At 58.5% G+C, this 25,165-nt stretch carries 17 protein-coding genes; 8 read left to right on the plus strand and 9 right to left on the minus strand.

The features are described 5' to 3' along the window. Positions 1-152 precede the first annotated feature (152 nt). Complete coding sequence (locus BLX89_RS15610) at positions 153-4,934, plus strand: NAD-glutamate dehydrogenase (RefSeq protein ID WP_075291862.1); 4,782 nt, start codon at positions 153-155, stop codon at positions 4,932-4,934. 124 nt (positions 4,935-5,058) lie between these two features. Further along, a complete protein-coding gene (locus tag BLX89_RS15615; RefSeq protein WP_075291863.1) occupies positions 5,059-6,441 on the plus strand; it encodes an MFS transporter in 1,383 nt (460 codons plus the stop codon). Between the two features lie 49 nt (positions 6,442-6,490). Here BLX89_RS15615 and purH read toward each other — a convergent pair whose 3' ends face one another. From purH to htpX, 4 genes are all read right to left on the minus strand, one after another. Further along, positions 6,491-8,101, minus strand: coding sequence for a bifunctional phosphoribosylaminoimidazolecarboxamide formyltransferase/IMP cyclohydrolase (purH, locus tag BLX89_RS15620; RefSeq protein WP_075291864.1), 1,611 nt, complete (start codon positions 8,099-8,101; stop codon positions 6,491-6,493). A gap of 162 nt (positions 8,102-8,263) precedes the next feature. After that, positions 8,264-9,973 carry a heparinase II/III domain-containing protein gene (locus tag BLX89_RS15625; protein WP_075291865.1) on the minus strand — a complete coding sequence of 570 codons (1,710 nt, stop codon included), beginning with the start codon at positions 9,971-9,973 and terminating at the stop codon, positions 8,264-8,266. Positions 9,974-10,145: 172 nt separating this feature from the next. After that, positions 10,146-11,540, minus strand: a complete 1,395-nt coding sequence (locus tag BLX89_RS15630) for an RsmB/NOP family class I SAM-dependent RNA methyltransferase (RefSeq protein WP_083637568.1) — start codon at positions 11,538-11,540, stop codon at positions 10,146-10,148. Then, on the minus strand, positions 11,537-12,496 hold the full coding sequence (gene htpX, locus BLX89_RS15635) for a zinc metalloprotease HtpX (RefSeq protein ID WP_075291867.1): 960 nt from the start codon (positions 12,494-12,496) through the stop codon (positions 11,537-11,539). Before htpX ends, BLX89_RS15630 begins: the two co-directional genes overlap by 4 nt. 117 nt (positions 12,497-12,613) lie before the next feature. On the opposite strand from htpX, the gene BLX89_RS15640 reads away from it, so the two are divergent. Both BLX89_RS15640 and BLX89_RS15645 read left to right on the plus strand, forming a co-directional pair. Beyond that, entirely contained in the window at positions 12,614-12,808 is a 195-nt protein-coding gene (locus BLX89_RS15640) for a DUF1674 domain-containing protein (protein WP_075291868.1), read from the plus strand. A gap of 51 nt (positions 12,809-12,859) precedes the next feature. After that, entirely contained in the window at positions 12,860-13,327 is a 468-nt protein-coding gene (locus BLX89_RS15645) for a thermonuclease family protein (protein ID WP_075291969.1), read from the plus strand. A 43-nt stretch (positions 13,328-13,370) separates the two neighbouring features. On the opposite strand, the gene acs is transcribed toward BLX89_RS15645, so the two are convergent. Beyond that, positions 13,371-15,320, minus strand: coding sequence for an acetate--CoA ligase (gene acs, locus BLX89_RS15650; protein WP_075291869.1), 1,950 nt, complete (start codon positions 15,318-15,320; stop codon positions 13,371-13,373). Positions 15,321-15,553: 233 nt separating this feature from the next. Between acs and BLX89_RS15655 the strand changes: the two genes are divergently transcribed. Next, a complete protein-coding gene (locus tag BLX89_RS15655) occupies positions 15,554-16,252 on the plus strand; it encodes a DUF1013 domain-containing protein (RefSeq protein ID WP_075291870.1) in 699 nt (232 codons plus the stop codon). A gap of 78 nt (positions 16,253-16,330) precedes the next feature. Here the strand turns inward: BLX89_RS15655 and BLX89_RS15660 are convergent, their stop codons facing one another. Beyond that, the gene (locus tag BLX89_RS15660; protein ID WP_075291871.1) at positions 16,331-18,235 is read right to left on the minus strand and encodes an AMP-binding protein; all 1,905 of its coding nucleotides are present in this window, start codon (positions 18,233-18,235) and stop codon (positions 16,331-16,333) included. A gap of 98 nt (positions 18,236-18,333) precedes the next feature. Further along, positions 18,334-18,993, minus strand: coding sequence for a YggS family pyridoxal phosphate-dependent enzyme (locus BLX89_RS15665; protein ID WP_075291872.1), 660 nt, complete (start codon positions 18,991-18,993; stop codon positions 18,334-18,336). A gap of 228 nt (positions 18,994-19,221) precedes the next feature. On the opposite strand from BLX89_RS15665, the gene leuS reads away from it, so the two are divergent. The 3 genes from leuS to holA are packed head-to-tail and all read left to right on the plus strand — an operon-like array spanning position 19,222 to position 23,400. Further along, positions 19,222-21,852, plus strand: a complete 2,631-nt coding sequence (leuS, locus tag BLX89_RS15670; RefSeq protein WP_075291873.1) for a leucine--tRNA ligase — start codon at positions 19,222-19,224, stop codon at positions 21,850-21,852. Next, positions 21,839-22,363, plus strand: coding sequence for an LPS assembly lipoprotein LptE (lptE, locus tag BLX89_RS15675; protein WP_075291874.1), 525 nt, complete (start codon positions 21,839-21,841; stop codon positions 22,361-22,363). The genes leuS and lptE overlap by 14 nt, the downstream gene beginning before the upstream one ends. Before the next feature lie 5 nt (positions 22,364-22,368). Next, complete coding sequence (gene holA, locus BLX89_RS15680) at positions 22,369-23,400, plus strand: DNA polymerase III subunit delta (protein ID WP_075291875.1); 1,032 nt, start codon at positions 22,369-22,371, stop codon at positions 23,398-23,400. 44 nt (positions 23,401-23,444) lie between these two features. Here the strand turns inward: holA and BLX89_RS15685 are convergent, their stop codons facing one another. Together BLX89_RS15685 and BLX89_RS15690 are read right to left on the minus strand one after the other, a co-directional pair. After that, positions 23,445-24,332 carry a ParB/RepB/Spo0J family partition protein gene (locus BLX89_RS15685; RefSeq protein ID WP_075291876.1) on the minus strand — a complete coding sequence of 296 codons (888 nt, stop codon included), beginning with the start codon at positions 24,330-24,332 and terminating at the stop codon, positions 23,445-23,447. Between the two features lie 38 nt (positions 24,333-24,370). Further along, positions 24,371-25,165 (minus strand): ParA family protein, encoded by a 795-nt coding sequence (locus tag BLX89_RS15690; protein ID WP_075291877.1) that lies wholly within the window; start codon positions 25,163-25,165, stop codon positions 24,371-24,373.

Genomic DNA, 25,165 nt, shown 5'->3' on the forward strand with positions numbered 1-25,165 from the left:
GGCAAACTGCGCAATTTCCCTGCTTTCTCTTTCCGTTTTTGTGAAACTTCCGTCAAAATCGCATCAAACTGCTCAAATCGCCATAAAAACAATCGCAAAGATCGACCGTTCTGCTAGGTTCTGCGCACTTCATGATGCAGGGAGAGACATTCATGGGCGCCGCGACCAATCCGAAACGCGAAAGGCAGATCGAGGGGGCGCATCATGCCGCCAAATCTCTCGGTGGTACTTTCCTGTCTCCGGATATTCTTTTTGGCAGGGCAAGCCGGGACGACATTGAGGCGTACACGCCCGAAATGCTGGCGCTCGCGGCCCGTCATGCCCAGCATGAGATCGATAACCGGCTAACGGACAAACCGCGCATCACCATCGAAACGGTTGAGGGCATAGCCCCAGCCGGCGTCCCCGTGTCGGTCCTATGCGTGACCGACAAGAACATGCCGTTTCTATACGACTCTGTCATGGGCGAAGTGACAAGCACGCACCGCGATATTCATATGGCGGTGCATCCCATTCTTGTCATTGAGAAGGGCGCTGCGACGCTTTTCGACCCGGAAAAACCAAGCGACCCGGATTTGCGCGTCAGCCACATCCAGATCCATCTTTCTGCCTTGTCCGAGCGTGAGGAGGAAGATCTTCGCACCCGCCTCGAGGACGTGCTCACGCAGGTTCATCAGGCGGTGGGCGATTGGCAGGCCATGAAAAGCCTGCTGGATAAGGTCGTACAGGAGCTTGAAGGCCATAACGCCGGACGACGCAAGCGCGACCGCGATGAAGCCCTCGCGTTTCTGCAGTGGCTGCGAGGCAACAACTTCACTTTCCTCGGCATGCGCGAATATTCTTACTCCGGCGAAGGCGAGACAGCGATCGTCGAGCGTGGCAGCGGCCACGGTCTTGGCATCCTTTCGAATCCGGACGTCCGTGTTCTGCGCCAGGGCAAGGACGCCGTTGTAACCACGCCGGAAATCCTCGCCTTCCTCCAGGGTCCGGACTATCTGATCGTGACCAAGGCGAATGTGAAATCGGTTATCCATCGCCGCGCCTACATGGATTACATCGGCGTGAAGCGCTTCGACGCCGACGGCACGGTGATCGGTGAGCTTCGAATCGTTGGCCTGTTCACATCGACGGCCTATACGAAGCAGGCGGCTGAAATTCCGCTTCTAAGGTTCAAGGTCGAAAAAATCATCGACCATTTCGGCTACGATCCCCAGAGCCATTCCGGCAAGATGCTGGCGAATACGCTGGAGTCCTATCCTCGCGACGATCTGTTCCAGATCGATATCGGGCTTCTCGCAACCTTCTGCGAACAGATCAACGAACTTGGCGATCGGCCGCGCGTCCGGGTTCTGCCCCGTATCGACCATTTCGACCGCTTCGTTTCGGTTCTGGTCTACGTGCCGCGTGAGCAATACGATTCGGATGTTCGCGAGAAGATCGGCAATTACCTGAAGACAATTTACGACGGTCGCGTCTCTGCCTATTATCCGGCTTTTCCGGAAGGCGGGCTTGCGCGTGTCCACTTCATCATCGGTCGTTCGGGCGGCAAGACGCCGCGCATCCAGCAGGCAAAGCTGGAAACGGCTGTACGCGATATCGTCACGCGGTGGGTTGATCGCTTCAATATTCTGGCTCGCGAAGAAGGCGCCCAGATTGAAGCCGGGCAGGCTTATCAAGCCGCTTTTACACCCGCCGAAGCCTACGCCGATCTCAAGGCGATCTCGGCCTGCCGCAAGGATGACCCCATCCGGATCGCTTTCTACCAAAAGCCGGGTAAGGGCGAGCAATCTCTCGAATTGAAAATCTTCCACGCCAACGAACCGGTGTCACTCTCACACCGCGTTCCACTGCTTGAAAATCTCGGCTTCCGCGTCATCAGCGAACAGACGCATGATATCCGCGTCACCGACAGGAGCGGCGATCGGCTTGTCGTACTCCACGACATGGAGCTCGTAAGCCGTGACGGGCAAGTCCTCAATCTCGAGAAGATGGGCCCCTTGCTCGAAGAAGCCTATCTCGCCACGTGGAACGGCCTGATCGAGGACGATACGTTCAACCGTCTCATCCTGCTGACCGGACTTTCGGCTCGTGAAGTGACGGTTCTGCGCGCCTATGCCCGCTATCTGCGCCAGACGGGCATAACCTATTCGCAGGGGTATATCGCCGATACGCTCAACAAATACGCCGATATCGCCAGCGATATCTTCAAGCTTTTCGTTACCCAGCTCGATCCGGCGCTGGACGAAAAGCATCGACACAAGCGTCTGAAGACGCTTGAGGCAGGGATCGAAACTGCTCTGGCCGCTGTCCCGAGCCTCGACGAAGACCAGATCCTCCGTCGCTACGTCAATGCTGTTCACGCGACATTGCGGACCAACTACTTCCAGCGTGATGCCGATGGTCAGCCACGGGCCATGCTCGCCTTCAAGCTCGATCCGAAAGCTCTTGACGGTTTACCCGAACCACGTCCGTTCCGGGAAATCTTCGTCTACGGAACGCAGGTCGAGGGCGTTCATCTGCGCTTTGGAAAGGTGGCACGCGGGGGTCTGCGCTGGTCTGATCGAGCGCAGGATTATCGAACCGAAGTTCTCGGTCTGGTCAAGGCCCAGCAGGTCAAGAACGCCGTGATCGTTCCCGTCGGTGCCAAGGGCGGCTTTTATCCAAAGCAGCTTCCAGTGGGCGGCACCCGCGACGAGATTTTCCAGGCCGGCACCGATGCCTACAAGACCTATATCCGCACGCTGCTGTCGATCACCGACAATATCGTCGATCAGGACGTCGTCCCACCAGCCAATACGCTTCGGCGGGACGGGGATGATCCGTACTTCGTAGTCGCCGCCGACAAGGGAACAGCGACGTTTTCGGATACCGCCAACGGGCTCGCTCAAGAAGCCGGCTTTTGGCTGGATGATGCTTTCGCCTCCGGCGGGTCGGCCGGTTACGACCATAAGAAGATGGGCATTACGGCCCGCGGCGCATGGGAAACCGTGAAGCGTCATTTTCGTGAAATGAACGTCGATATTCAGACCACGCCTTTTGACGTGGTTGGCGTGGGCGATATGTCGGGCGACGTTTTCGGTAACGGCATGCTGCTGTCGGAGAAGATTCGCCTGCTTGCAGCCTTTGACCACCGCGATATTTTCATCGATCCGAATCCGGATATTGAGCGGTCGTTTGCCGAGCGCAAGCGCATGTTCAACCTGCCGCGCTCCAGCTGGCAGGACTATGACCGAGAAACCCTCTCGACCGGCGCCATGATCATCCCGCGCTCCGTGAAGTCGGTCACGCTGACCCCGGAAGCCGCCGCGGCCATCCATCTCGACAAGCTGCAGGCAACACCGTTCGAGATCATGACGGCAATTCTGAAGAACCCGGTGGATCTGCTATGGTTTGGCGGCATCGGAACATATGTCCGTGGCCCAGGCGAGACCGACGCGGAGGTCGGCGACCGCGCCAATGATCCGATCCGTATTTCTGCGGAAGAGGTCGGCGCCAAGGTGATCGGGGAGGGCGCCAATCTTGGTGTGACACAACGTGGCCGCATCGCTTTCGGCCTCAAGGGCGGGCGCTGCAATTCGGATGCGATCGATAATTCCGCGGGCGTCAACTCATCCGACTTCGAGGTCAACATCAAGATTGCCCTGGCTTCAGCCATGAACGATGGTCGCCTCACACGCGCCAAGAGAAACACGCTGCTTGCCTCAATGACGGACCAGGTCGCTCATCTGGTGCTGCGCAACAACTATGAACAGTCGCTTGCCATTTCGCTTACGGAAAAACTCGGCGCAGCCAATCGTACCCCCCTGGCTCGGCTTATGACCCGGCTGGAAGCGGAAGGGCGATTGAACCGGAAAGTGGAAGTCCTGCCCTCGGATCAGACCTTGAGCGAACGTTACCAATCCGGGAAGGCACTCAGTCGCGCGGAAATCGGGGTACTGCTTTCCTACGCAAAAATCGTGCTTTTCGATGAGATCGTCGAAAGCGAGCTGCCTGACGATCCCTATCTCCGCGAAACGCTGATGGGATACTTCCCCGCAAAGATGCACAAGGCTCATGCCGGCGACATCGAAAAACATCGCTTGCGACGCGAGATCATTGCCACCGTCCTTGCCAATGACGTGATTAACCGGGGCGGCCCGGCCTTTGTCAGTACGATGATGGACCTGACAGGCGGTTTGCCGTCCGAAGTGGTGAAGGCCGCGGTGCTGGCGCGTGACGGCTGTGCTCTTTCCCGTATCCAAAGCGAGATCGACGCGCTCGACAACGCTGTCGACGGCCAAGTCCAGAACGAGCTTTATCAGGATGTAAGCCGGGTATTTGCCGTGGTGACCGAGCGCGCCTTGCGCACGAAGGCCGTCAATGGCGGTTTGACCGAAGCGGTCGAGGGTATTCGCCACGCGCTTCTCAAACTGAAGCCAAGTCTGCATGGCTCACTCCCGCCCGACGCGGCGCAACAGCTGCAGGCGAGGGCGGCTTATTTCATCGAGAAGGGCGTTCCCGCCGCGCTTGCCGAGGAAGTTGCCGGTTTGGAAATCATGACGGTCGTCCCGGAGATCATACAGATTTCCGCAGAGACCGGCGTGACCCTTGCCCGCACGGCCCAGAGCTATTTCGGCGTCACCCAGCATCTCCGGGTGTCCCGTCTGCTGGCCGCGGCCGAGAAGGTTTCGACCACAGATCAGTACGAGGCTATGGCCCTCTCGCGAAGCATCGGCGACATTGCCGCTGCTCGACGGCAGATTACCATTGCCGCGCTTGCGGATAAGAAATCGGAGCGCAATCCGGTACTTGCCTGGCAGGAAAGCGACCGAAACCGTATCGATCGGATTAGCGATCAGCTGACCCAGCTGACCGAGACGGGCGAGACGACCCTTGCAAAAATCACCGTCGCGGCCGGCCTGCTCAGCGATCTTGCGCAGACGTCCTCGAAGTGAAACAGTCCGCGCGGCGGCACACATCCGGATTTGGAGCGTGCCGCCGGCAGGCCGTGGTCAATAGGAGCGGCGGCCATAATGCTCTGGTACAGACAGGGCGGGGGAGCGGAAGTTGCAAGAAGGCATGAAGGCTGACGGAACGGGACCTCAGGCAGTGAGCCGTCGCGGTCTTTGGGGCTGGATGCTGTTTGATTGGGCTGCCCAGCCATTTTTCACCGTCGTCATCACCTTCATCTTCGGTCCGTATTTCGTGTCTCGACTGACGACGGATCCTGACTATGGGCAGGCGATGTGGGGATATACGATTGCCGTCTCTGGCATTGTAATCGCAATTATGTCGCCAATTCTTGGCGCGATTGCCGATGCGACGGGCGCGAGAAAACCCTGGATTGCTTTTTTCGCTGCTATCAAGATTGTCGCGCTTGCAAGCCTGTGGTTCGCCGAGCCGGGCTCGCCCCTTATCGTGCCCTTTGTCTGCATCGTGCTCGCAACGATCGCTGCCGAATTCTCCATTGTCTTCAACGATTCCATGTTGCCCAAGCTGGTCGACGAACCGGAAATCGGCCGTGTGTCCAACGTTGCCTGGGGCATCGGCTATCTCGGGGGCATGATCGTTTTGATCGCAGTGGTCGCACTTCTTGCCGGCAGCCCCGATACGGGTAAAACACTGATCGGCGCTGAGCCTCTGTTCGGCCTCGATCCGGCAGCAGGAGAAGACGCACGTATCACCGGCCCGATTTCAGCTCTTTGGTATCTGATTTTCATCCTGCCGATGTTTTTCTTCACAGCGGACGCGCAGCGCGTGACCTTATCGGCTGGTGCCGCTGTTCGGGAAGGTTTTCGGGAGCTCGGCCACTCGCTTGCTGAGCTTCGTCAGCGGGGGGGCATGCTGCGTTTTCTCATCGCGCGCATGATCTACCAGGATGGCGTCAACGGCCTGCTGGCGCTGGGCGGAACCTTTGCCGCCGGCATGTTTGCCTGGCGAACGGTCGAACTCGGTGTCTACGGCATCATCCTGAACGTGGTGGCGATCGGCGGATGTCTTTACGCAAGCCGGCTCGACAGACAGCTTGGTTCGAAGACGATCGTCGTGTTCAGCTTGACGTGTCTTGTGATCGCGACGCTCGGAATCGTGTCGACAGGACCAGGCTTTACACTTTTCGGTCTGCTGCCGTTGTCGACAGTCGACAGTGGCGGTCTTTTTGGCACGGCGGCCGAGAAGGCTTATATCGTTTTTGGCCTGTTGGTGGGCATAGCATTCGGACCGGTGCAAGCCTCTTCGCGCTCGTATCTCGCGCGCAGCGTCAGCCCCGAAGAAGCAGGGCGCTATTTTGGTCTCTACGCCCTTTCGGGCCGCGCGACTTCCTTCCTAGCGCCCGCTTCAGTGGCAACGATCACCTTGGCGACAGGATCGGCGCGGATCGGGATGCTGGCATTGGTCGCATTCCTGGGGCTTGGCCTCCTGCTCATCCTCGTTACGCCTTATCCAGCCAGCAAACGCAAATAAGAAACCCGCCACGCCAGGCCGCGCGGCGGGTTTGTCGTGTCGTTTGCTTTCAGTGACGGAAGTGGCGCATGCCGGTAAAGACCATGGCGACGCCAGCTTCATCCGCTGCCGCAATCACCTCGTCATCCCGCATGGAACCGCCGGGCTGGATAACAGCGGTTGCGCCAGCGGCAACTGCCGAAAGAAGGCCATCTGCGAAGGGCAGGAACGCCTCTGACGCGACCGCGGAACCGATGGTCAAAGGCTTCGGCAGCCCAAGCGCCTTCGCAGCTTCTTCGGCCTTGATGGCAGCGATACGAACCGAGTCGACTCGGCTCATCTGCCCCGCACCAATCCCCACCGTCTGTCCGTCCTTCGCGTAGACAACCGCATTGGACTTCACATGCTTGGCGACCTTGAAGGCAAACTTCATGTCGATCAGTTCCTGAGCGGTCGGCGCGCGTTTTGTCACGACCTTGAGATCGAGGTCCTCGACCATGCCGTTGTCGCGCGTCTGTACAAGCAGACCGCCCGCGACGGTCTTAGCCGTAAGACCCGGCACGCGCGGATCCGGAAGGCCACCTGTTACCAGCAGACGAAGATTGGCTTTGCGTGCGATGATCGCCTTGGCTTCCTCGCTTACACCCGGCGCGATGATGACTTCCGTAAAGAGCTTGACGATTTCTTCAGCGGTTACGGCATCCAGCGTTTGGTTGAGCGCGATGATCCCGCCGAAGGCGGAGGTGGAATCGCAGGCAAGCGCCCGCGAATAAGCCTCTGTCAGGGTCTTGCCGGTCGCAACGCCGCACGGATTGGCGTGTTTGATGATCGCGCAGGCCGGGCCCTGTTCAGCCGGAAATTCTGCGACCAGCTCGAATGCAGCGTCGGTGTCGTTGATATTGTTGTAGGAAAGCTGCTTGCCCTGAAGGAGCGTGGCCGTGGCTACCCCCGGACGGTTCTCGCCGGTCACGTAGAAAGCCGCTTTCTGGTGCGGGTTTTCGCCGTAGCGCATCTCTTCCTTGAGCACGCCGCCGATCGTCCGATGGCGCGGCATCGGCGTATCCAGCACCTCGCCGAACCAGCTGGAGATTGCCGTGTCGTAAGCCGCGGTGCGGGCATAGGCCTTTGCCGCCATTTTCTGGCGGAACGCAAAGGAAGTCGCACCGGAAGCCAGCTCCGCTAACAGTGCATCATAATCGGCCGGATCGGTGATGACTGTAACATAGGCATGATTCTTCGCCGAGGCGCGGATCATCGCCGGGCCGCCGATATCGATATTCTCGACCGTTGTCGGATAATCCCCGCCCTTGGCGCGCACTTCTTCGAACGGATAGAGGTTGATGACGGCAAGATCGATGCCCGTAATGCCGTGCTGAGCCATGGCGGCGACGTGCTCCTCGTCGTCGCGGATAGCAAGAAGGCCACCGTGAACGCCCGGGTGCAACGTCTTGACCCGGCCGTCCATGACCTCGGGAAATCCGGTGAGTTCGGATACGTCACGAACGGGTAGCCCCGCATCTGAAAGCGATTTATGGGTACCGCCGGTCGAGACGAGGCGGATGCCCTTGTCATGTAGCTGGCGTGCAAGATCGACGATGCCGGTCTTATCGGAAACGGAGAGGAGGGCGGTACGGATCGTAACCTGATCCGGAGCGGGGATTTTCTTGGAGGCGACAGCCATCAGCGGGTTCCTTAGTGCGGCGCCGGAGACCTGGAAGGCGATCCAGCCATGAGCTATGGGGTCTGCGGTGCCGTTAGCACAGCTGTATCGGCGAGGAAACCTCGTAAACCGATCTATCCGGGATATTTGGCGCGCTTGGAGCTTGCGCAATTGAGACTCCGACTAACGACCTGAAAGGTTTGTCTCCGAGACGTCACGGGTAAGGATCCATTGTATCTCCGAGATCTGCGCGACATCGAATCCAATCAGCAATTGCTGGGACTTGCGCACCCCGGAAGGATCGGCAAAAAAAATGTCTTCCTCGATGGAAACAGGCGCGTCATGGCACGAAAAAAGCCAGCTCTCGCCATCTGGAGCGGTAAGATACACCTCGTTTACTCCATGCTGGCGAAGCCTTATTGCCGGGTGAATATGAAACCGTGCTTCCGCCCTCAGGGGCTCTCCGACCGATGGATCGGCGCCGTCGAGGGCGGTCAGCCGGTCACGCCCGCGCAGGCTTGTACCGAGACTATTGAGACTTAGATCGCGCTCGTGGAGAACTCCGAAAGCACTGGAATAGCCGTCATGACTGGCGATGACCGCTTCCGCTCCACCAGCCTGGGTTTCGCGTCGCACGTCGACCTTTTTGACCCCACCGGTCATGATGGGGCCAAGGAAACGCGACTGCGACAGTCGGGAGGAAGAGAGATCGTTGATAGTGAGCGTGGAATGCGCCGCCGTGGATCTCGCCATCTGGCGAAATCGATCGCCCGCAAACTTCGGTGATCCCGAATTGATGATGAAACGGTGTTTCCCTGACGACATCTCGAAGGAAAGACACCCGGCATGCGCGGTTCGAGACAGCTCCGGGGAAAGAGGCATGCCGGTATCCATGATGACAACTGCCTGCCCCATGGCAAGCCGCTCATAGTTGACATGGGGCAATCCCTTGAATGGTACCCCCGCCGTCTCGTCATAGCGAAGGACCGACATGAGCTCGTTGGCCAACGTCGATGTCGCGCCGTTGAACAAAGCGAGCTCACCGCCCTGATGACGGAAAAAACGCAGGGCGGGATACATTCGATCGATGCAGGGGATCAGCCTTGCCGGCACGTCATGCCCAAGATTGACGTATGTTTGTCGCAACGGAAGAAGATCGAGAAGAAGCTCTAGTCCAACCCGCGGATTGCGGGAGATATGCCCCCCATCCGGCATGATCTGCCGGTCAAGTTCCTCGTCGAGAAGGCGGGCCACCTTTCGCAGCGTGTTCGCAGAGGCGGGCATCGCCACGGATGCCATGGCAAGCGCAATCCGGACGCGCAATCGCGCCTCTCCGTCCGGCGTCGTATCCGCGACGTGTTTCAGGTATCGCAACTGATACGCAAGGCTCTTGAGAAAGCGCCGATAAAACACATGCTCGGCATTCTTGAGAATTACCGGCGAATGGGAAAGCCATGCGATTACCCGCTGGGCGATGATATCCGGCTCCCATGGCAGGCCACCGATATGGCGGCCGTGAATGGCGATCCAGTCATTTATCATCTGCCGAAGACGCACAAACCCCTTGTCGTCTTCTAGGGAACGCATATGCCGAACCCAGCCAAAGGAATGAAGCCGGACCGCAAACTCGCGGGATGGAAGATCGAGTTCGAAGGGCGACTCTCCCTCGGTTTCAAGCACGCGCCCGGCAAGCGGGAACCGTCCTTGGACAATTTCCCGGGCGACAAACGGATCTATAGCGCGAAGGTCCGTTGGCGCAACGATCAGACGATCTGGCGTTCTGCCGGTGAAACGAAAGGCACTGTTTCGCCCCAAGGCAAGCCTGCGCGAAAATCGGCGCCAGCCTTCACGGATATAGAGATAGAGAAGCCTTTGGCGGTCCGGAAAACGCATTACGCCCGCATGTCTCCCCCAGTTCCAAACAATGAGCAAGACGGCGTCTTCTCAATATCCGGAATTGCCTAAACTTTTACGGATCCGCTCAATGTTGTCCGAGGAAGCCTCCTACGTCAATCGACGTGGAAGCAATCGACTGTTGACAGACAACTTGTCTTTGAAAGGATTGTTATCCTTTTCGAGACAGGACAGCTGCATAAAAGCCGTCAACACCGCCGGAGAACACCCCTTCAGCAGCAATCATCGCTGGAGTCGTTCGAAACTCGCTATCCTTCGTGATCGCCTGCTCCAACCCGGGCCAATCCGAGGGCTGAATGGGGATACGCTCGCACAACCCTGCACCGACAACTGCCCGCACGACATCCTCGCCTTCGCTAGGATCAAGCGAACAGTTGGAGAAAACAACGATCCCGCCCGGTTTCACGAGCGTCAAGGCATGGCGCAGCAAACGCTCCTGCAACGCTGCCAGCTTGGCAATATCCTCCGGGCCCTTGGTCCAGAGAACATCCGGATGGCGACGGATCGTGCCCGTGGATGAGCAGGGGGCATCAAGGAGAGCCGCGTCGAACAGGTCCTCCGTGGTGAACGTCGCCATGTCTTTCTCGATCGTCTCTGCCCTCATGCCAAGTCGCTGAAGATTGGCTTCCAGCCGCTTCAGCCGGCTCCGGGATTGATCAAGTGCGGTTACCTCACCGCCTGCCAGAATAAGTTGGGCGGTCTTTCCACCCGGAGCCGCGCAGAGATCAACGACGCGTTTGCCCTGCAGCGGGCCGAAAAGCTTTACAGGAAGCGACGCTGCGGCATCCTGAACCCACCATTCACCGTCCTCGAAGCCGTCCAGCGCCGGAACACCCCCGTCAAAACTCGCCAGACGAACGGACCCCGTCGGCAGAACGCGGCCGGTAAGCCGCTTGGCCCAACCTTCAGCATCGGACTTGACCGTGAGATCGATAGCCGCCGGCGTTAAAAGGGATGTGGTGATCCGGTCGGCATGATCGGCCCCGTAGGCTGCGACAAGGCGCTCCAGGAACCAGGCCGGGACAACCGAAACCGGAGCACCCACCGTTTCCAGCAAGGTTTCCTTCTCGCGCGCCATACGCCTTAAAACCGCGTTAACCAAGTTTGCGAAGCGCTTGTTACGTGGATCGGTTCGCGCCTGTTCGACCGCAAGATCGACAGCTGAATGATCGGGAACATCAAGATAGAGGATTTGAGCGGCAGCGACAGCAAGCACATGCTCCAAAGCCCTTGCACCCTCTGGCAATGGCGTCGATAAAAGCGAGCCGATCATGGCCTGGATGCGCGGCAGTTGTCGCAGTGCCGAGTTGGTTATGGCGCGTACCAGCGCGCGATCTGCTTCGTTGAGTGCCCGATAGGCAGGGTTGCCATTCGTCGCATCAAGCATGCCATCAAGCGATGTCTTTTTATCGATCACAGCCGCCAGCATTTTTCCGGCGACTTGCCGTGCTCGCAGCCCGGGCTTCTCGCTATGGTTAACCGTAGCGTCAGCGCCACTACGTGATCGTTTCGAGCGCGAATCGTTTTTAGGCTTATCAGAATTCAAGACCAAGGACCTTTTGGCGGCGTGGACCCGCCGCGTCCCCAGCCTGCGGAGGGAACGGAACGCGACTTGCGCAGGGGCTTATCAGGCGTGGCAGGCGGCGTCGAGACCGTCTTCATCTCCTGCGCCATCTGCTGAAGGGCCGCAATTCGGTTTTCAGTGTTGGGGTGCGTCGAAAACAGGTTATCCATTCGCTCCCCGGAGAGGGGGTTGATGATGAACATCGGGGCGGTGGTCGGATTGTGCTCGGCCTGTTGATTGGGAATGCGGTGGGCGGCTCCGGCAATCTTGGCCAAGGCCGAAGCCAGGGCCAACGGCTTCCCGCAGATCTCGGCGCCGCGGCGATCGGCAGAATATTCGCGCGTGCGACTGATCGCCATCTGCACGATCATGGCGGCGAGGGGTGCAACAATTATTGCCACAAGGGTGCCGATAAAACCGAGCGGGTTATTGTTCTCCCGGTTTCCGGTAAAGAAGAAGGCAAAATTGCCCAGCATGGAGATAGCACCAGCGAGTGTCGCCGTGATGGTCATGGTCAGCGTGTCGCGGTTCTGCACATGGGCGAGCTCATGAGCCATGACGCCGGCAACCTCGTCGTAGTTCAGCGCTTGCAGAAGGCCGGTCGAAGCGGCGACTGCGGCATTTTCCGGATTGCGGCCTGTCGCGAAGGCGTTTGGCTGGGGACTGTCGATCACATACACGCGGGGCATCGGCAGTCCTGCCCGTGCCGCGAGGTCGCGGACGATACCGTAGTACTCGGGCGCGCTGCGCTCATCCACCTCCTGAGCGTTGTACATCCGCAGGACCATCTTGTCGGAGTTCCAGTAGGAAAAGATGTTCATGCCGGCCGCGACGAGAAAGGCGATCATCATGCCGCCCCGACCGCCTATCAGGAAGCCAACAGCCATGAAGAGCGCTGTCATGAGTGCGAGAAGCATTGCCGTACGGATCACATTCATGGAAAACTCCTATCTCGAGCCGCGACGTTTCACGTGAATCACGGTTTTCGTCGGCGAAACCATCACCTATATGATGGGGTGGCATCGGCTTTTCTTCAATATTGCAGCGGAGTTTCCATGAGCCCCGATAACGACAACCAGCAGCCTCCTCGCAAACTCTCTCCAGCCGCCGAGCGGGCATTGCAAGAAGCCGAGGAGCGGCGCAAGGCGGCAAAGGCCATAGAAATGCCGAAAGAACTGGGTGGCCGTGGTGGCGCCGATCCCGCGCGCTTTGGAGACTGGGAGATAAACGGTCGAGCTATCGATTTTTAAAAGGAAATAATTCCTGTTGTCGCAGCGGATGATTTGGAATATTTTCCTTTCATGTCAAACCGTGCGCTCTTTTCCCTGCTCCTCGCCGCCTTGTCGATGGGTCAATCCCACGCCAATGCCGCCGGGCGCTGGTCTTCCGAGATTGCCGGCCCTGTCAAAGCGGATGTACTGAAAGTCGTTGATGGCGACACGATACTGGTTGCAGCCCGTCCTTGGCCGCAACAGATCATTGAGGTCTATGTGCGGCTGCGTGGTATCGATGCGCCTGAGATCAAATCCAGATGCGATGCCATTCGAGAGGCGGGCACGAAGGCCCAACGCGCATTGATCACGATGCTTGGCAGCAACCGGACTGTGCTTTTGACCCGCATTTCCGGTGACAAATATTTCGGTCGAGTATTGGCGGATGTCGCTTTGGAAGACGGGAGGAATCCGGCTCAGGAACTTCTTTCGGCAGGATTTGTCACGAGCTACGCGGAACGTCTTGAGACCGCGCAATCCTGTGGCTTCTGGCAATAAAATAGCACAAACCGGCGGTTTCCCGCCGGTTTGCCCCAAAACGCTATGCCTTGTTCTGGCGATTTGCGATCAGATCATCGACGACGGCCGGATCGGCAAGGGTCGAGGTATCGCCGAGCGAAGCGAAATCGTCCTCGGCGATCTTGCGCAGGATACGCCGCATGATCTTGCCGGACCGGGTTTTCGGCAGGCCGGGCGCGAATTGGATCTTGTCCGGCGTTGCAATGGGCCCGATCTCTTTGCGGACATGCTTGATAAGATCCTGCCGCAAGTCGTCAGTACCGACTTCGCCGGCCATCAGGGAAACATAGCAGTATATACCTTGACCCTTGAGGTTATGCGGATAGCCGACCACCGCGGCTTCGGACACGAGATGATGCGACACGAGCGCGGATTCGACTTCCGCTGTGCCGAGCCGATGACCCGACACGTTGAGGACGTCATCCACGCGGCCGGTGATCCAATAGTAACCGTCCTCATCGCGGCGGCATCCGTCGCCGGTGAAGTACTTGCCCTTGTAGGTCGAGAAGTAGGTCTGGGCAAAACGAGCATGATCACCATAGATCGTGCGCATCTGGCCCGGCCAGCTGTCGACGATGCAAAGATTACCGTCGGCGGCGCCTTCGAGAACCCCGCCCTCATTGTCTACCAGCTGCGGCTTGACACCGAAGAACGGGCGGGTCGCCGAACCCGGCTTGAGGTCTGTCGCGCCCGGAAGAGGGGTGATCAGGATACCGCCTGTTTCCGTTTGCCACCAGGTATCGACGATAGGGCAACGGGCGTCGCCGACAACGTTGTAATACCATTCCCAGGCTTCCGGATTGATGGGCTCTCCGACAGAACCCAGCAGACGCAGGGACGAGCGCGCCGAGCGCTTCACGAAAGCGTCGCCAGCCCCCATCAGCGCGCGGATCGCCGTTGGCGCGGTGTAGAAGATATTGACCTTGTGCTTGTCAACGATCTCCCAGAAACGGCCGGCATCCGGGAAATTCGGCACGCCCTCGAACATGACCGTCGTCGCACGGTTCGCAAGCGGCCCATAAACGATGTAGGAATGCCCCGTCACCCAGCCGACATCGGCCGTACACCAGTAGATATCGCCTTCGTGATAATCGAAGACGTATTTGTGGGTCATCGAAGCATAGACCAGATAGCCACCCGTCGTGTGCAGCACACCCTTCGGCTTGCCGGTTGAACCGGACGTGTAGAGAATGAAAAGAGGATCCTCCGCCTTCATGCGTGCCGGTGGGCAATCGCGCGGAACGCTCGCCGTTTCCTGATGGTACCAGAGGTCGCGACCGGGTGCCCAGCCGGTCTTGCCGCCGGTGCGGCGCACCACAAGCACCTTGTTGACGATCACATGCTGCTTGGCGGCGATATCGATCGCCGTGTCGGTGTTTTCCTTGAGCGGCACCGGCTTGCCGCCGCGTACCCCTTCGTCGCAGGTGATAACAAAGGTGGATTCGCAATCGACGATGCGGCCGGCAAGCGCATCCGGTGAAAACCCGCCGAAAACAACGGAATGGATCGCGCCGATACGCGCGCAGGCAAGCATCGCATAGGTCGCTTCCGGCACCATGGGCATGTAGATCGTAACCCGGTCGCCCTTCTTGACGCCGTGTTTCTTCATGACATTGGCGAGACGGCACACCTGCTCGTGAAGCTCGTTGTAGGTGATCTTCTTGTCGATATAGGGATTGTCGCCTTCCCAGATGATGGCAACCTGATCGCCGTGGGTCTTCAGGTGGCGATCAATACAGTTATAGGAAACATTGGTGATGCCGTCCTCGAACCATTTGATCGAGACCTTGCCGGTAAACGACGTATTCTTGACCTTGGTATAGGGCTTGAACCAGTCGATGCGCATGCCGTGCTTGTCCCAGAAACGCTCGGGATTTTCGACGCTTTCGCGATACCATTTCTGATAGGTGTCGTTGTCGATCAACGCACGGCTCTTGGCGGATTTCAGAACCGGATAGATCTTGGCGGACATGCAGTTTCCTCCCTGCGCAGGCGATTGTCGGCGGCACATCTCCCAGTGCGCGCCATGCTCCGGGCGCCATTCTTATCAGGTCAAACCACAGCGGCAATTAGACAAAAGGTCATTTGTTCAAGAAGAATTGCATTTCTGCGACGACGCAGGTATAGAAGCGCTCATTTCCCGGAAATCAGTGGTTACACCCCACGGCCCGCGACACCGGCGCGGCGGACAGAAGGACTATATCCATGGCTCAACAACTGCTTATGCCCAAGGCGACGGCCGTCTGGCTTGTTGACAATACTGCCCTGTCGTTCGACCAGATCGCGCAATTCTGCAAATTGCATCCGCTGGAAGTCAAGGCAATTGCCGACGGTGAATCCGCCCAGGGCATCAAGGGTCTGGATCCGATCGCAACCGGCCAGCTGTCGCGCGACGAGATCGCTCGCGCCGAAGGCAACCCGAACCACAGGCTGAAGCTTTCCGAGCCGAAGGTTCGCGTACCTGAAAGCAAGCGCAAGGGCCCGCGCTATACCCCGGTTTCCAAGCGCCAGGACCGCCCGAATGCTATTCTCTGGCTGGTGCGCAACCATCCGGAGCTCAAGGACGCGCAGATTTCGCGCCTTGTCGGCACCACAAAGTCGACTATCGAGCAGATTCGTGAGCGCACCCACTGGAACTCGACCAACCTGACGGCCATGGATCCGGTGACGCTCGGTCTCTGCACACAGATTGACCTCGACCTCGAAGTCGAACGCGCCTCCAAGGGCCGACCGCTGCCGACCGCAGCCGAACTCGGCGCCACCCTCGAATCCTCGCAGGAAACCGAAAAGCTCGGCTTCTCCTACGAGCGTGAGGAAGAGAAGGAAATGGACGCCGACGCCGTTTTCGCCAAGCTCAAGTCGCTGAAGTCCGACCGCAAGGACGACGAAGACGACGACTATTGAGAGCAGGCGCACAATCGCTTGCCAGTCACGAAACCCGGGCTCAGACGAGCCCGGGTTTTTCTTTGCCGATAGCTTTGATTAAGCGACGCCGATCCCGCGCGCATTGAGCGCCGCGGTAATTTCGTCGAGCACGGCCGGGTCGTCTATCGTTGCCGGCATCTTCCAACTCTCGCGATCCGCAATCTTTTGCATCGTTCCGCGCAAAATCTTGCCGGATCTGGTCTTTGGCAGCCGCTTGACGCAGATTGCCGTCTTAAATGCAGCCACCGGCCCGAGGCGATCCCGCACCAGCCCGATCACCTCCCGCTCTATTTCTGCCGTATCGCGCGTAACATTGGCGTTCACGACCAGAAATCCGGCCGGCACCTGCCCCTTGATCGGATCGGCGATCCCGATCACCGCGCATTCCGCAACATCGGCGTGGCTTGCGCAGATTTCCTCCATCGAACCCGTTGAGAGGCGATGACCCGCGACATTGATGATGTCGTCCGTGCGCGACATGATGAAAATGTAGCCGTCATCATCAATGTAGCCAGCATCGGCGGTTCGGTAATACCCGGGAAACTCCGACAGACAGGCAGTGCGAAAACGCTCGTCCGCGTTCCAGAACGTTGGGAGGCAACCGGGCGGCAGGGGAAGTTCGATAACGATATTGCCGAGCGTGCCAGCCGGCAGCAGATGGCCTGCGTCATCCAGCACGCGAACGGTGTAGCCAGGCATCGGAACCGCCGCGGAGCCATGTTTCACCGGCAGCAGATCCAGACCGATTGGATTTGCGGCAATCGGCCAGCCCGTCTCGGTTTGCCACCAGTTGTCGATCACTGCTGTCCCCAAGATCGATTCTGCCCATTGAACCGTGTCCGGATCTGCTCTTTCGCCGGCGAGAAACAATGCCTTGAAACTGGAAAGATCCTCACGTTTTGCCTGAAGCCCATCGGGGTCTTCCTTGCGGATCGCCCGCAAGGCCGTCGGCGCGGTGAAAAGAACAGAGACCTTGTGATCCGCGATGACCCGCCAGAACGCCCCGGCATCCGGCGTGCCAACCGGTTTTCCTTCGTAGAGGATCGTCGTGCTGCCGGTCAGAAGCGGCGCATACACGATGTAGGAATGACCGACCACCCAACCGATATCGGAGGCAGCCCAGAAGACATCCCCTGGGCCAATGCCGAATATGTTCGGAAGGGACCATCGTAGTGCAACCATGTGGCCGCCATTGTCGCGCACGATGCCCTTGGGCTGGCCGGTCGTGCCCGACGTATAAAGGATATAAAGCGGATCGTTCGCATTCACCCTTGCGCAGGGAACCGATTGTCCGCGCGCAGCACTCACCGCCGCTGCCAGATCGATATCCATGCTATCGTCCATGTTCGCTGCCAACGGCTGTCTCTGAAGAATAAGGCAACGCTTCGGCTTGTGGCTACTGAACGCTATGGCTGCGTCCAGCAGCGGCTTGTAGGCAACGGGTCGGCCGCTTTCGATGCCGCAACTCGCCGACACCACGAGCTTTGCCGCTGTATCATCGATGCGTACAGCAAGTTCGTTGGCGGCAAATCCGCCGAACACCACGGAATGCACCGCGCCGATCCGCGCGGCTGCCAGCATGGCGAACACCGCTTCCGGGATCATCGGCATGTAGATGACAATGCGATCCCCCTTGACGAGGCCCAGATCGAGATAGACGGCAGCCAAAGCCTCGACCTCGGCCAACATCTGCGCATACGTGAAACAGCGGACAGTGCCAGTCACAGGGCTATCGTAGATCAGGGCGTTGCGATCACCATGACCAGCCTCGACGTGCCTGTCCAAGCAATTGTAGCAGGTGTTGGTTACACCGTCGGGGAACCAATGGCCATAAACGCCGAGATCGCCATCGAAGACCCGAGACGGCCTGCAATACCAGTCGATCTCCTCGGCAGCTTTTGCCCAGAAGGCATTCTTGTCCTCATTCCATGCCGAATAGGTGGCATGATAGCCGGTTACCATGGCCGTTTCCTCCCGTCCCGCCGATATGATCGGCTCCTCGCTCGCGAGACTAGGAGAACGACTGGCTCCAGAGAAGCCAGACGAAAGCCTAAAAGGGTCTATCGCGTGCCGAAAATCGCGGAACCGACACGCACACTCGTCGCGCCGAACTCGATGGCCGTCTCGAAATCTCCCGACATGCCCATGGACAGACGCCCCAGGCTGCAACGCGCTGCAAGTTTCGACAAAAGGGCGAAATGCGGCCCCGGATTTTCCTCCGCCGGCGGGATACACATCAGCCCCTCTATCTCGATCCCGATCGTGTCTCTGCAAAGAGCAACAAAAGCCTCGGTCTCGGCGGGAGTGATGCCGGCCTTTTGTGGCTCTAGACCCGTGTTCACCTGAACATAGAGACGCAGTATCCGCTGCTGCTTGCGCATTTCTTCGGCCACCGCGCGGGCGATTTTCTCCCGATCGATCGTTTCGATAACATCGAACAGCGCCACGGCATCGGCAGCCTTGTTGGACTGCAACGGGCCGATCAGGTGAAGCTCAAGCCCCGGTGTTTCGCTTTTAAGCTCGGGCCATTTGCTCTGTGCCTCCTGCACCCGGTTCTCGCCGAAAATACGCTGTCCGGCCGCGATGACGGGGCGAATTGCATCTGCATCGAAGGTTTTCGACACCGCAACCAGTGCTGCCGACCGTTCAGCCCTTCCGGCATAGAGTTCGGCATTCCGAATCCGGCTCAGAACTTCGTTTAGCCTCTCGGTCACGTCCATGGTTCCGTCTCCGTTGTCGGGTTGCGTCCTTGCCTCGTTCCAGCAAGGTCTATCGACCAGATAGCGAAAGCCAACTTCCCTGCCAAGGGAACGGGCATGAACGGGGCCGCCAAGCCCCAAAGTTTTGCCGCAAATGCCTCAAAAACTTGACGCTACCTTCGTTTCATGGTGAAGGTCAGCCCAAATATCGAAGGGCGATTGCCCGCTCAATTTCCGGAACATCATCTCATGGCCACCGAACGTTATAATCCGCGCGATGCCGAGCCCCGCTGGCAGCAGGAATGGGACAAAAACAACGTCTATCTGACGGACAACGACGACCCGCGCGAAAAATACTACGTGCTTGAGATGTTCCCGTATCCGTCCGGTCGCATTCACATGGGCCACGTGCGCAACTATGCGATGGGCGATGTGGTTGCCCGCTACAAGCGCGCCCGTGGTTACAATGTTCTGCACCCGATGGGCTGGGATGCTTTTGGCATGCCGGCGGAAAACGCGGCCATGGAACGAGGCGTGCATCCCGCTTCATGGACTTACCAGAACATCGCCTCCATGAAAGCGCAGCTCAAGGTCATGGGTCTGTCGCTCGACTGGAGCCGCGAATTCGCGACCTGCGACGTGGAGTATTATCAGCGTCAGCAGTACCTGTTCCTGGACTTTCTCGAGAAAGGCCTGGTCTATCGTAAGCAGTCGAAGGTCAACTGGGATCCGGTCGATCATACTGTCCTTGCCAACGAGCAGGTCATCGACGGCCGCGGCTGGCGTTCCGGAGCGCTTGTCGAACAGCGTGAACTCACGCAATGGTTCTTCCGCATCACCGATTTCAGCCAGGATTTGCTGGATTCGCTTGATACGCTCGACCAGTGGCCGGAAAAAGTGCGTCTGATGCAGCGCAACTGGATCGGCCGTTCGGAAGGCCTGACCATTCGTTGGGAAATCGCGGGCGCTCCAGCGAGCACCGACGAAAAGGAAGTGACGGTCTATACGACACGTCCCGATACGCTTTTTGGGGCCTCGTTCCTGGCGATTGCGGCTGATCATCCGCTTGCTCGTCAAGTTGCGTCCGGTAATGCCGAGATCGCCGAGTTCTGTGACGAATGCCGCCGCGCAGGCACCTCGCTCGCCGCTTTGGAAACTGCTGAGAAGAAGGGCATCGACACCGGAATCCGGGTGAGGCATCCGCTGGATCCCAGCTGGGAACTGCCGGTCTATGTGGCAAACTTCGTCTTGATGGACTACGGCACCGGCGCCATCTTCGGTTGCCCCTCCGGTGACCAGCGCGACCTGGATTTCGCCCGCAAATATAACCTTCCCGTCGTCCCCGTCGTTATGCCAAAGGATGGAGACGCGGCGAGTTTCACGATCGGTGATGAAGCTTATGTCGGCGATGGCGTGATGATCAACTCGCGCTTCCTTGACGGCCTTTCAACGGAAGAAGCCTTCGGGAAAGTTGCCGCGACCCTTGAAAGCAAAGAGATCGGCGGGTTACCGCAGGCCGAGCGCAAGGTGAACTTCCGCCTCCGTGACTGGGGCATCTCGCGTCAACGCTACTGGGGTTGTCCGATCCCCGTCATTCACTGTGACGATTGCGGCGTGGTGCCCGTTCCCAAGCAGGATTTGCCGGTCAAGCTGCCGGATGATGTCACATTCGACAAGCCGGGTAACCCGCTTGACCGCCACCCCACCTGGCGGCATGTCGCATGCCCACAATGCGCCAAGGATGCCCGTCGCGAAACAGATACGATGGACACCTTTGTCGATTCCTCCTGGTATTTCACACGCTTTACCGCACCGTGGGAGGACAAGCCGACGGACCCGAAGGTCGCCAGCCACTGGCTGCCTGTGGACCAGTATATCGGCGGCATCGAGCACGCGATCCTGCACTTGCTGTACTCGCGGTTCTTTACCCGGGCAATGAAGGCTACGGGGCATGTGGCGCTGGATGAACCGTTCAAGGGCCTGTTCACCCAAGGCATGGTGGTTCATGAAACCTACAGCCGCGGTGAGGGCGCTCAGCGCGAGTGGATCACGCCGGCGGAAATCCGCATTGAGGAAATTGAAGGAACACGCATCGCCACCCACGTCGAGACGGGTGAAAAGATTAAGATCGGTTCGATCGAGAAAATGTCGAAGTCGAAGAAAAACGTCGTCGATCCCGACGATATCATCGGCTCCTACGGCGCAGACACGGCGCGCTTCTTCGTGCTCTCCGATTCACCGCCGGACCGTGATGTCATCTGGTCTGAAGCCGGCGTGGAAGGGTCTCATCGGTTCGTGCAGCGTGCCTGGCGCCTGATCTCGGAAGCTGCGCCAGCGTTGAAACAGGCGGATGCCCGCCCGGCAAAGACCGGAGCAGCGCGGGAGATATCCCAGATCACCCACAAGACCCTTAAGGCGGTTGAAGCTGACTATGAGAAGCTTGCTTTCAACAAGGCGGTTGCTCGTCTCTATGAGCTGGTCAATGCCCTGGCATCGCCGCTCACGCAGGTTGCTGCGGGTCGGGCTGACGACGACACTGTAAGTGCTGTCAAGGATGCGGTGACCATCCTCATCCACATGATCGCACCGATGATGCCGCACCTTGCAGAGGAATGCTGGCGGGAGATCGGCGGCAACGGCTTGATCGCGCAGTCGCTCTGGCCTGCCTATGACGAAGATCTGGTTGCCGAGAACGAAATCACGCTGCCTGTGCAGATCAATGGTAAGAAGCGCGCGGATTTGACAATCGCGCGTGATGCGGATCAGATTGCGGTTCAAAGCGCTGTCCTCGCCCTGGAGGCCGTCCAGGCAGCCCTGAACGGCCAGAGCCCGAAGAAAATCATCGTCGTGCCGCAGAGGATCGTGAATGTCGTTGTCTGATAAAGCCCGGTCTGTAACCCGTCTGGCTGCAATCGTCGCCATGTTTGGCGCGATCGCTGGTTGCCAGGTGCGACCGCTCTATTCCGAAGGAGCGACCGGCGCTCCCGCTCAGAAGCTCGCATCTATCGAAGTATCCGAAGCCGAAGACAGGGTCGGCCAGGAGGTTCGCAACAGGCTTATATTCCTCGTAGCGGGTGGCGCAGGCGAACCGGCCAATGCCGAATATAAACTGGCTTTGAATGTGACGCGTACGGTGACCGGCGTACTCTACGAGACGGACGAAGCCGACACCGCGGATGCGGGGCGCGTCACAGTCACCGCCGACTACAATCTTTCCCGCGCCGATACGGGACAGACGGTGAAATCCGGAAACCGCAGAGCAGTGGCTCTTGTTGATTTTCCTGACCAGGAATTCGCCAAGCTCCGCGCTATCCGTGACGCCGAAAATCGCGCAGCACGCGAGCTTGCGGAAATTATCAGAGCGGATCTCGCCGCAGCGCTTGGTCGCTAGTCCCGGTGACCGAAGTCAAGTCCCACGAGTTTGACGGCTTCCTTCAGAAGCCGTTGAGCGTCCGGATTTTCGTGATCTACGGGCCCGACCGCGGACTTGTGTCCGAGCGGGCAGGGCAGATCGCAAAGCAAACGGGTGTTGCTCTTGACGATCCCTTCTCCCTTGAGAAGCTGGATGGATCAGATTTGCAGCAAAATCCCGGTCGTCTTCTCGACGAAGTCAATTCCATCGGATTGTTCGGCGGGGAAAAGCTGGTCTGGCTTCGCGCAGCCGGCACCGAAAAGGCGTTGATTGACGGCTTTGCGCTCCTGGCGAAAGAGCCGCCCACCAACAGTTTCGTGCTGCTTGAAGCCGGCGACCTCAAAAAAGGCGCGAGCCTGCGGAAACTTGCGGAGACATCTCGAAGCATCGTTGCCATCGCCTGTTACGCCGATGATGCGCGGGCCGTTAACGCCCTGATCGATCAGGAACTCGGGCAGGAAAATCTCAGAATAAGCTCAGCAGCCCGACAGAGGCTTGTTGAAGCTCTTGGGGGCGACAGGATCGCGTCCCGAAACGAGATCCGCAAGCTTGCGATGTACTGCCGTGGTTTGCCGATGGTCGAAGAGGAACACATCATCGACATAGTGGGAGACGCGAGCGCGATTTCCGTCGACGATGCCATAGACGCAATTCTCAAAGGCGACCCTGATGGCCTTAATCATGCACTGCGGAAGATAACCGCATCAAGGACGGCAGTTTTTCTGGTTCTGCAGGCGTGTCTCAAACAGTTTCAGCTTCTCGACGTGATGCGTTCGGAAATGGACGAGAAGAAACAGCAGCCCGGTCAGGTCCTGGCGACGAGCGGACGACATCTGCACTTTCGCCGCAAACCTCTCGTCGAGGCCGCCCTGCGGCATTGGTCCGGGCCGGCAATTCAGCGGGAACTCACGCGACTGAACGCCGCGATCTATCAAAGCCGGGCGCGTCAGAGCCTCGAGGACAGCATCGCCATGCAGACTTTGCTGTCCATCACCCTTCACTCAGCAAAACGATAACCGATTGATTTAAAACATCTTTGTCAGATAAAATTGGATGAATATCAGCGGCGTTCCAGAAGCCGACATATTTCTTCCAGCTGCTCCAGCGTTTTGTAGTCGATCCGCAGAAACCCGCCAGAGGCTTTGTGGTTCACCGTGACGTCCAGTCCCAGGCTGTCGGTCAGCGTACGCTCAAGCGCCAGCGTGTCCGCATCCTTTTCGGGCCGGGGAGCAGGTTTGCCAAAATTCGGATCGCTTTGGGCACGGATGTCGTTCTGCGCCAGACGTTCCGTATCGCGCACAGACATGCCCTTTGACACCACGGCACGCGCCAAGGCGACAGGATCGGATGTCGGGATCAGCGCTCGCGCATGCCCCGCGGACAGCGTACCGGACGATAGGAGATTCCGAACAGGCTCGGGCAATTTCAACAGCCGCAGGCTGTTCGCCACATGGCTACGGCTCTTACCGATAATCTCGCCGAGATCGTTCTGCGTGTAGCCATGCTCTGCAATCAGTTGCTCATAACCCAGCGCCTCTTCGAGCGGGTTGAGGTCGGAGCGTTGCACGTTCTCGACGATCGCAATTTCCAAAGCGGTACGATCATCCACATCGCGAACGATGACAGGGATATCGGAGAAACCGGCAAGTTGCGCGGCCCGCCAGCGCCGTTCGCCGGCGATGATCTCATAACGATCCGCTGAAAGCGTGCGAACGACCACCGGCTGAACAATACCGTGCTGGCGAATGGAGCTTGCGAGATCCTGCAATTCAGCTTCATCGAAGCTGCGGCGGGGATTGCGCGGGTTTCGGGTCACAAACTCTATAGGAACGCGGCGATCGGCATTGACCGGCTTCGCCGGCGCATCCGGCGTCAACGGCTGATCCATTTCACCGATCAACGCCGCAAGTCCACGACCCAGGCGCCTTCTTGAATTGTCATCATTCATAACGGTACTCACACAATGTCGTTACGGATTCGAATCGATCACGCGGCTTTGCGCTGTCGTTCCCGCTGGATAACCTCAGAGGCCAGTTGAAGATAGGCTTGGCTACCGGCGCATTTGAGATCGTAAAGGATGGCGGGTTTGCCATAAGACGGAGCTTCCGACACGCGGACGTTCCTCGGTATCAGCGTGTGATATACCTTGTCGCCCAAATGCGTGCGGACGTCACTGACCACTTGCTGAGCCAGATTGTTGCGGGAATCGAACATCGTGAGAACGATACCCTGTATGTCGAGCGTAGGATTAACCGAACGCCGGACCTGATCGACCGTCTCAAGAAGCTGACTGAGGCCCTCAAGGGCAAAAAACTCGCATTGAAGTGGCACCAGAACCGAATGGGCAGCCGCCATAGCGTTCATCGTCAAGAGGTTGAAGGAAGGCGGGCAATCCACCAATACATACGAATATGATAGCGCGGCAGGTGAGGCCAACGCCTTGCGAAGTCGGAATACCCGATCATTCTCCTGAGAGATTTCCATCTCCACGCCCAAAAGGTCCATCGTTGAAGGGATGATCGACAGATTGGGTACGGCCGTTTCCTGGACGATCTCATCGATCCCGTTCGTTCCCGTCATGAGCTCGTAGGACGACAGGCGCCGGTCGCGCCTTTGGATTCCAAGCCCTGTGCTGGCATTTCCCTGCGGGTCCAGATCGACAATCAATACTCGCTCACCGATTGCCGCAAGGGCCGTTGCCAGGTTGATAGCCGTGGTCGTTTTACCGACCCCGCCTTTTTGGTTGGCAATGGTGATAATCCGGTTCTTTTCAACGAGCAT

The sequence above is a fragment of the Pararhizobium arenae genome (genome assembly GCF_001931685.1).
GTDB lineage: Bacteria > Pseudomonadota > Alphaproteobacteria > Rhizobiales > Rhizobiaceae > Pararhizobium > Pararhizobium arenae.

What these genes read in the sequence shown, in the direction of transcription:
- BLX89_RS15640 (WP_075291868.1), top strand. Translation starts at nt 12,614, where the DNA reads ATGAGCCCCGATAACGACAACCAGCAGCCTCCTCGCAAACTCTCTCCA.
- BLX89_RS15690 (WP_075291877.1), bottom strand. Translation starts at nt 25,165, where the DNA reads ATGCTCGTTGAAAAGAACCGGATTATCACCATTGCCAACCAAAAAGGC.
- BLX89_RS15625 (WP_075291865.1), bottom strand. Translation starts at nt 9,973, where the DNA reads ATGCGTTTTCCGGACCGCCAAAGGCTTCTCTATCTCTATATCCGTGAA.
- BLX89_RS15665 (WP_075291872.1), bottom strand. Translation starts at nt 18,993, where the DNA reads ATGGACGTGACCGAGAGGCTAAACGAAGTTCTGAGCCGGATTCGGAAT.
- BLX89_RS15645 (WP_075291969.1), top strand. Translation starts at nt 12,860, where the DNA reads ATGTCAAACCGTGCGCTCTTTTCCCTGCTCCTCGCCGCCTTGTCGATG.
- leuS (WP_075291873.1), top strand. Translation starts at nt 19,222, where the DNA reads ATGGCCACCGAACGTTATAATCCGCGCGATGCCGAGCCCCGCTGGCAG.
- htpX (WP_075291867.1), bottom strand. Translation starts at nt 12,496, where the DNA reads ATGAATGTGATCCGTACGGCAATGCTTCTCGCACTCATGACAGCGCTC.
- BLX89_RS15615 (WP_075291863.1), top strand. Translation starts at nt 5,059, where the DNA reads ATGAAGGCTGACGGAACGGGACCTCAGGCAGTGAGCCGTCGCGGTCTT.
- BLX89_RS15655 (WP_075291870.1), top strand. Translation starts at nt 15,554, where the DNA reads ATGGCTCAACAACTGCTTATGCCCAAGGCGACGGCCGTCTGGCTTGTT.
- BLX89_RS15660 (WP_075291871.1), bottom strand. Translation starts at nt 18,235, where the DNA reads ATGGTAACCGGCTATCATGCCACCTATTCGGCATGGAATGAGGACAAG.
- acs (WP_075291869.1), bottom strand. Translation starts at nt 15,320, where the DNA reads ATGTCCGCCAAGATCTATCCGGTTCTGAAATCCGCCAAGAGCCGTGCG.
- lptE (WP_075291874.1), top strand. Translation starts at nt 21,839, where the DNA reads ATGTCGTTGTCTGATAAAGCCCGGTCTGTAACCCGTCTGGCTGCAATC.
- BLX89_RS15685 (WP_075291876.1), bottom strand. Translation starts at nt 24,332, where the DNA reads ATGAATGATGACAATTCAAGAAGGCGCCTGGGTCGTGGACTTGCGGCG.
- BLX89_RS15610 (WP_075291862.1), top strand. Translation starts at nt 153, where the DNA reads ATGGGCGCCGCGACCAATCCGAAACGCGAAAGGCAGATCGAGGGGGCG.
- purH (WP_075291864.1), bottom strand. Translation starts at nt 8,101, where the DNA reads ATGGCTGTCGCCTCCAAGAAAATCCCCGCTCCGGATCAGGTTACGATC.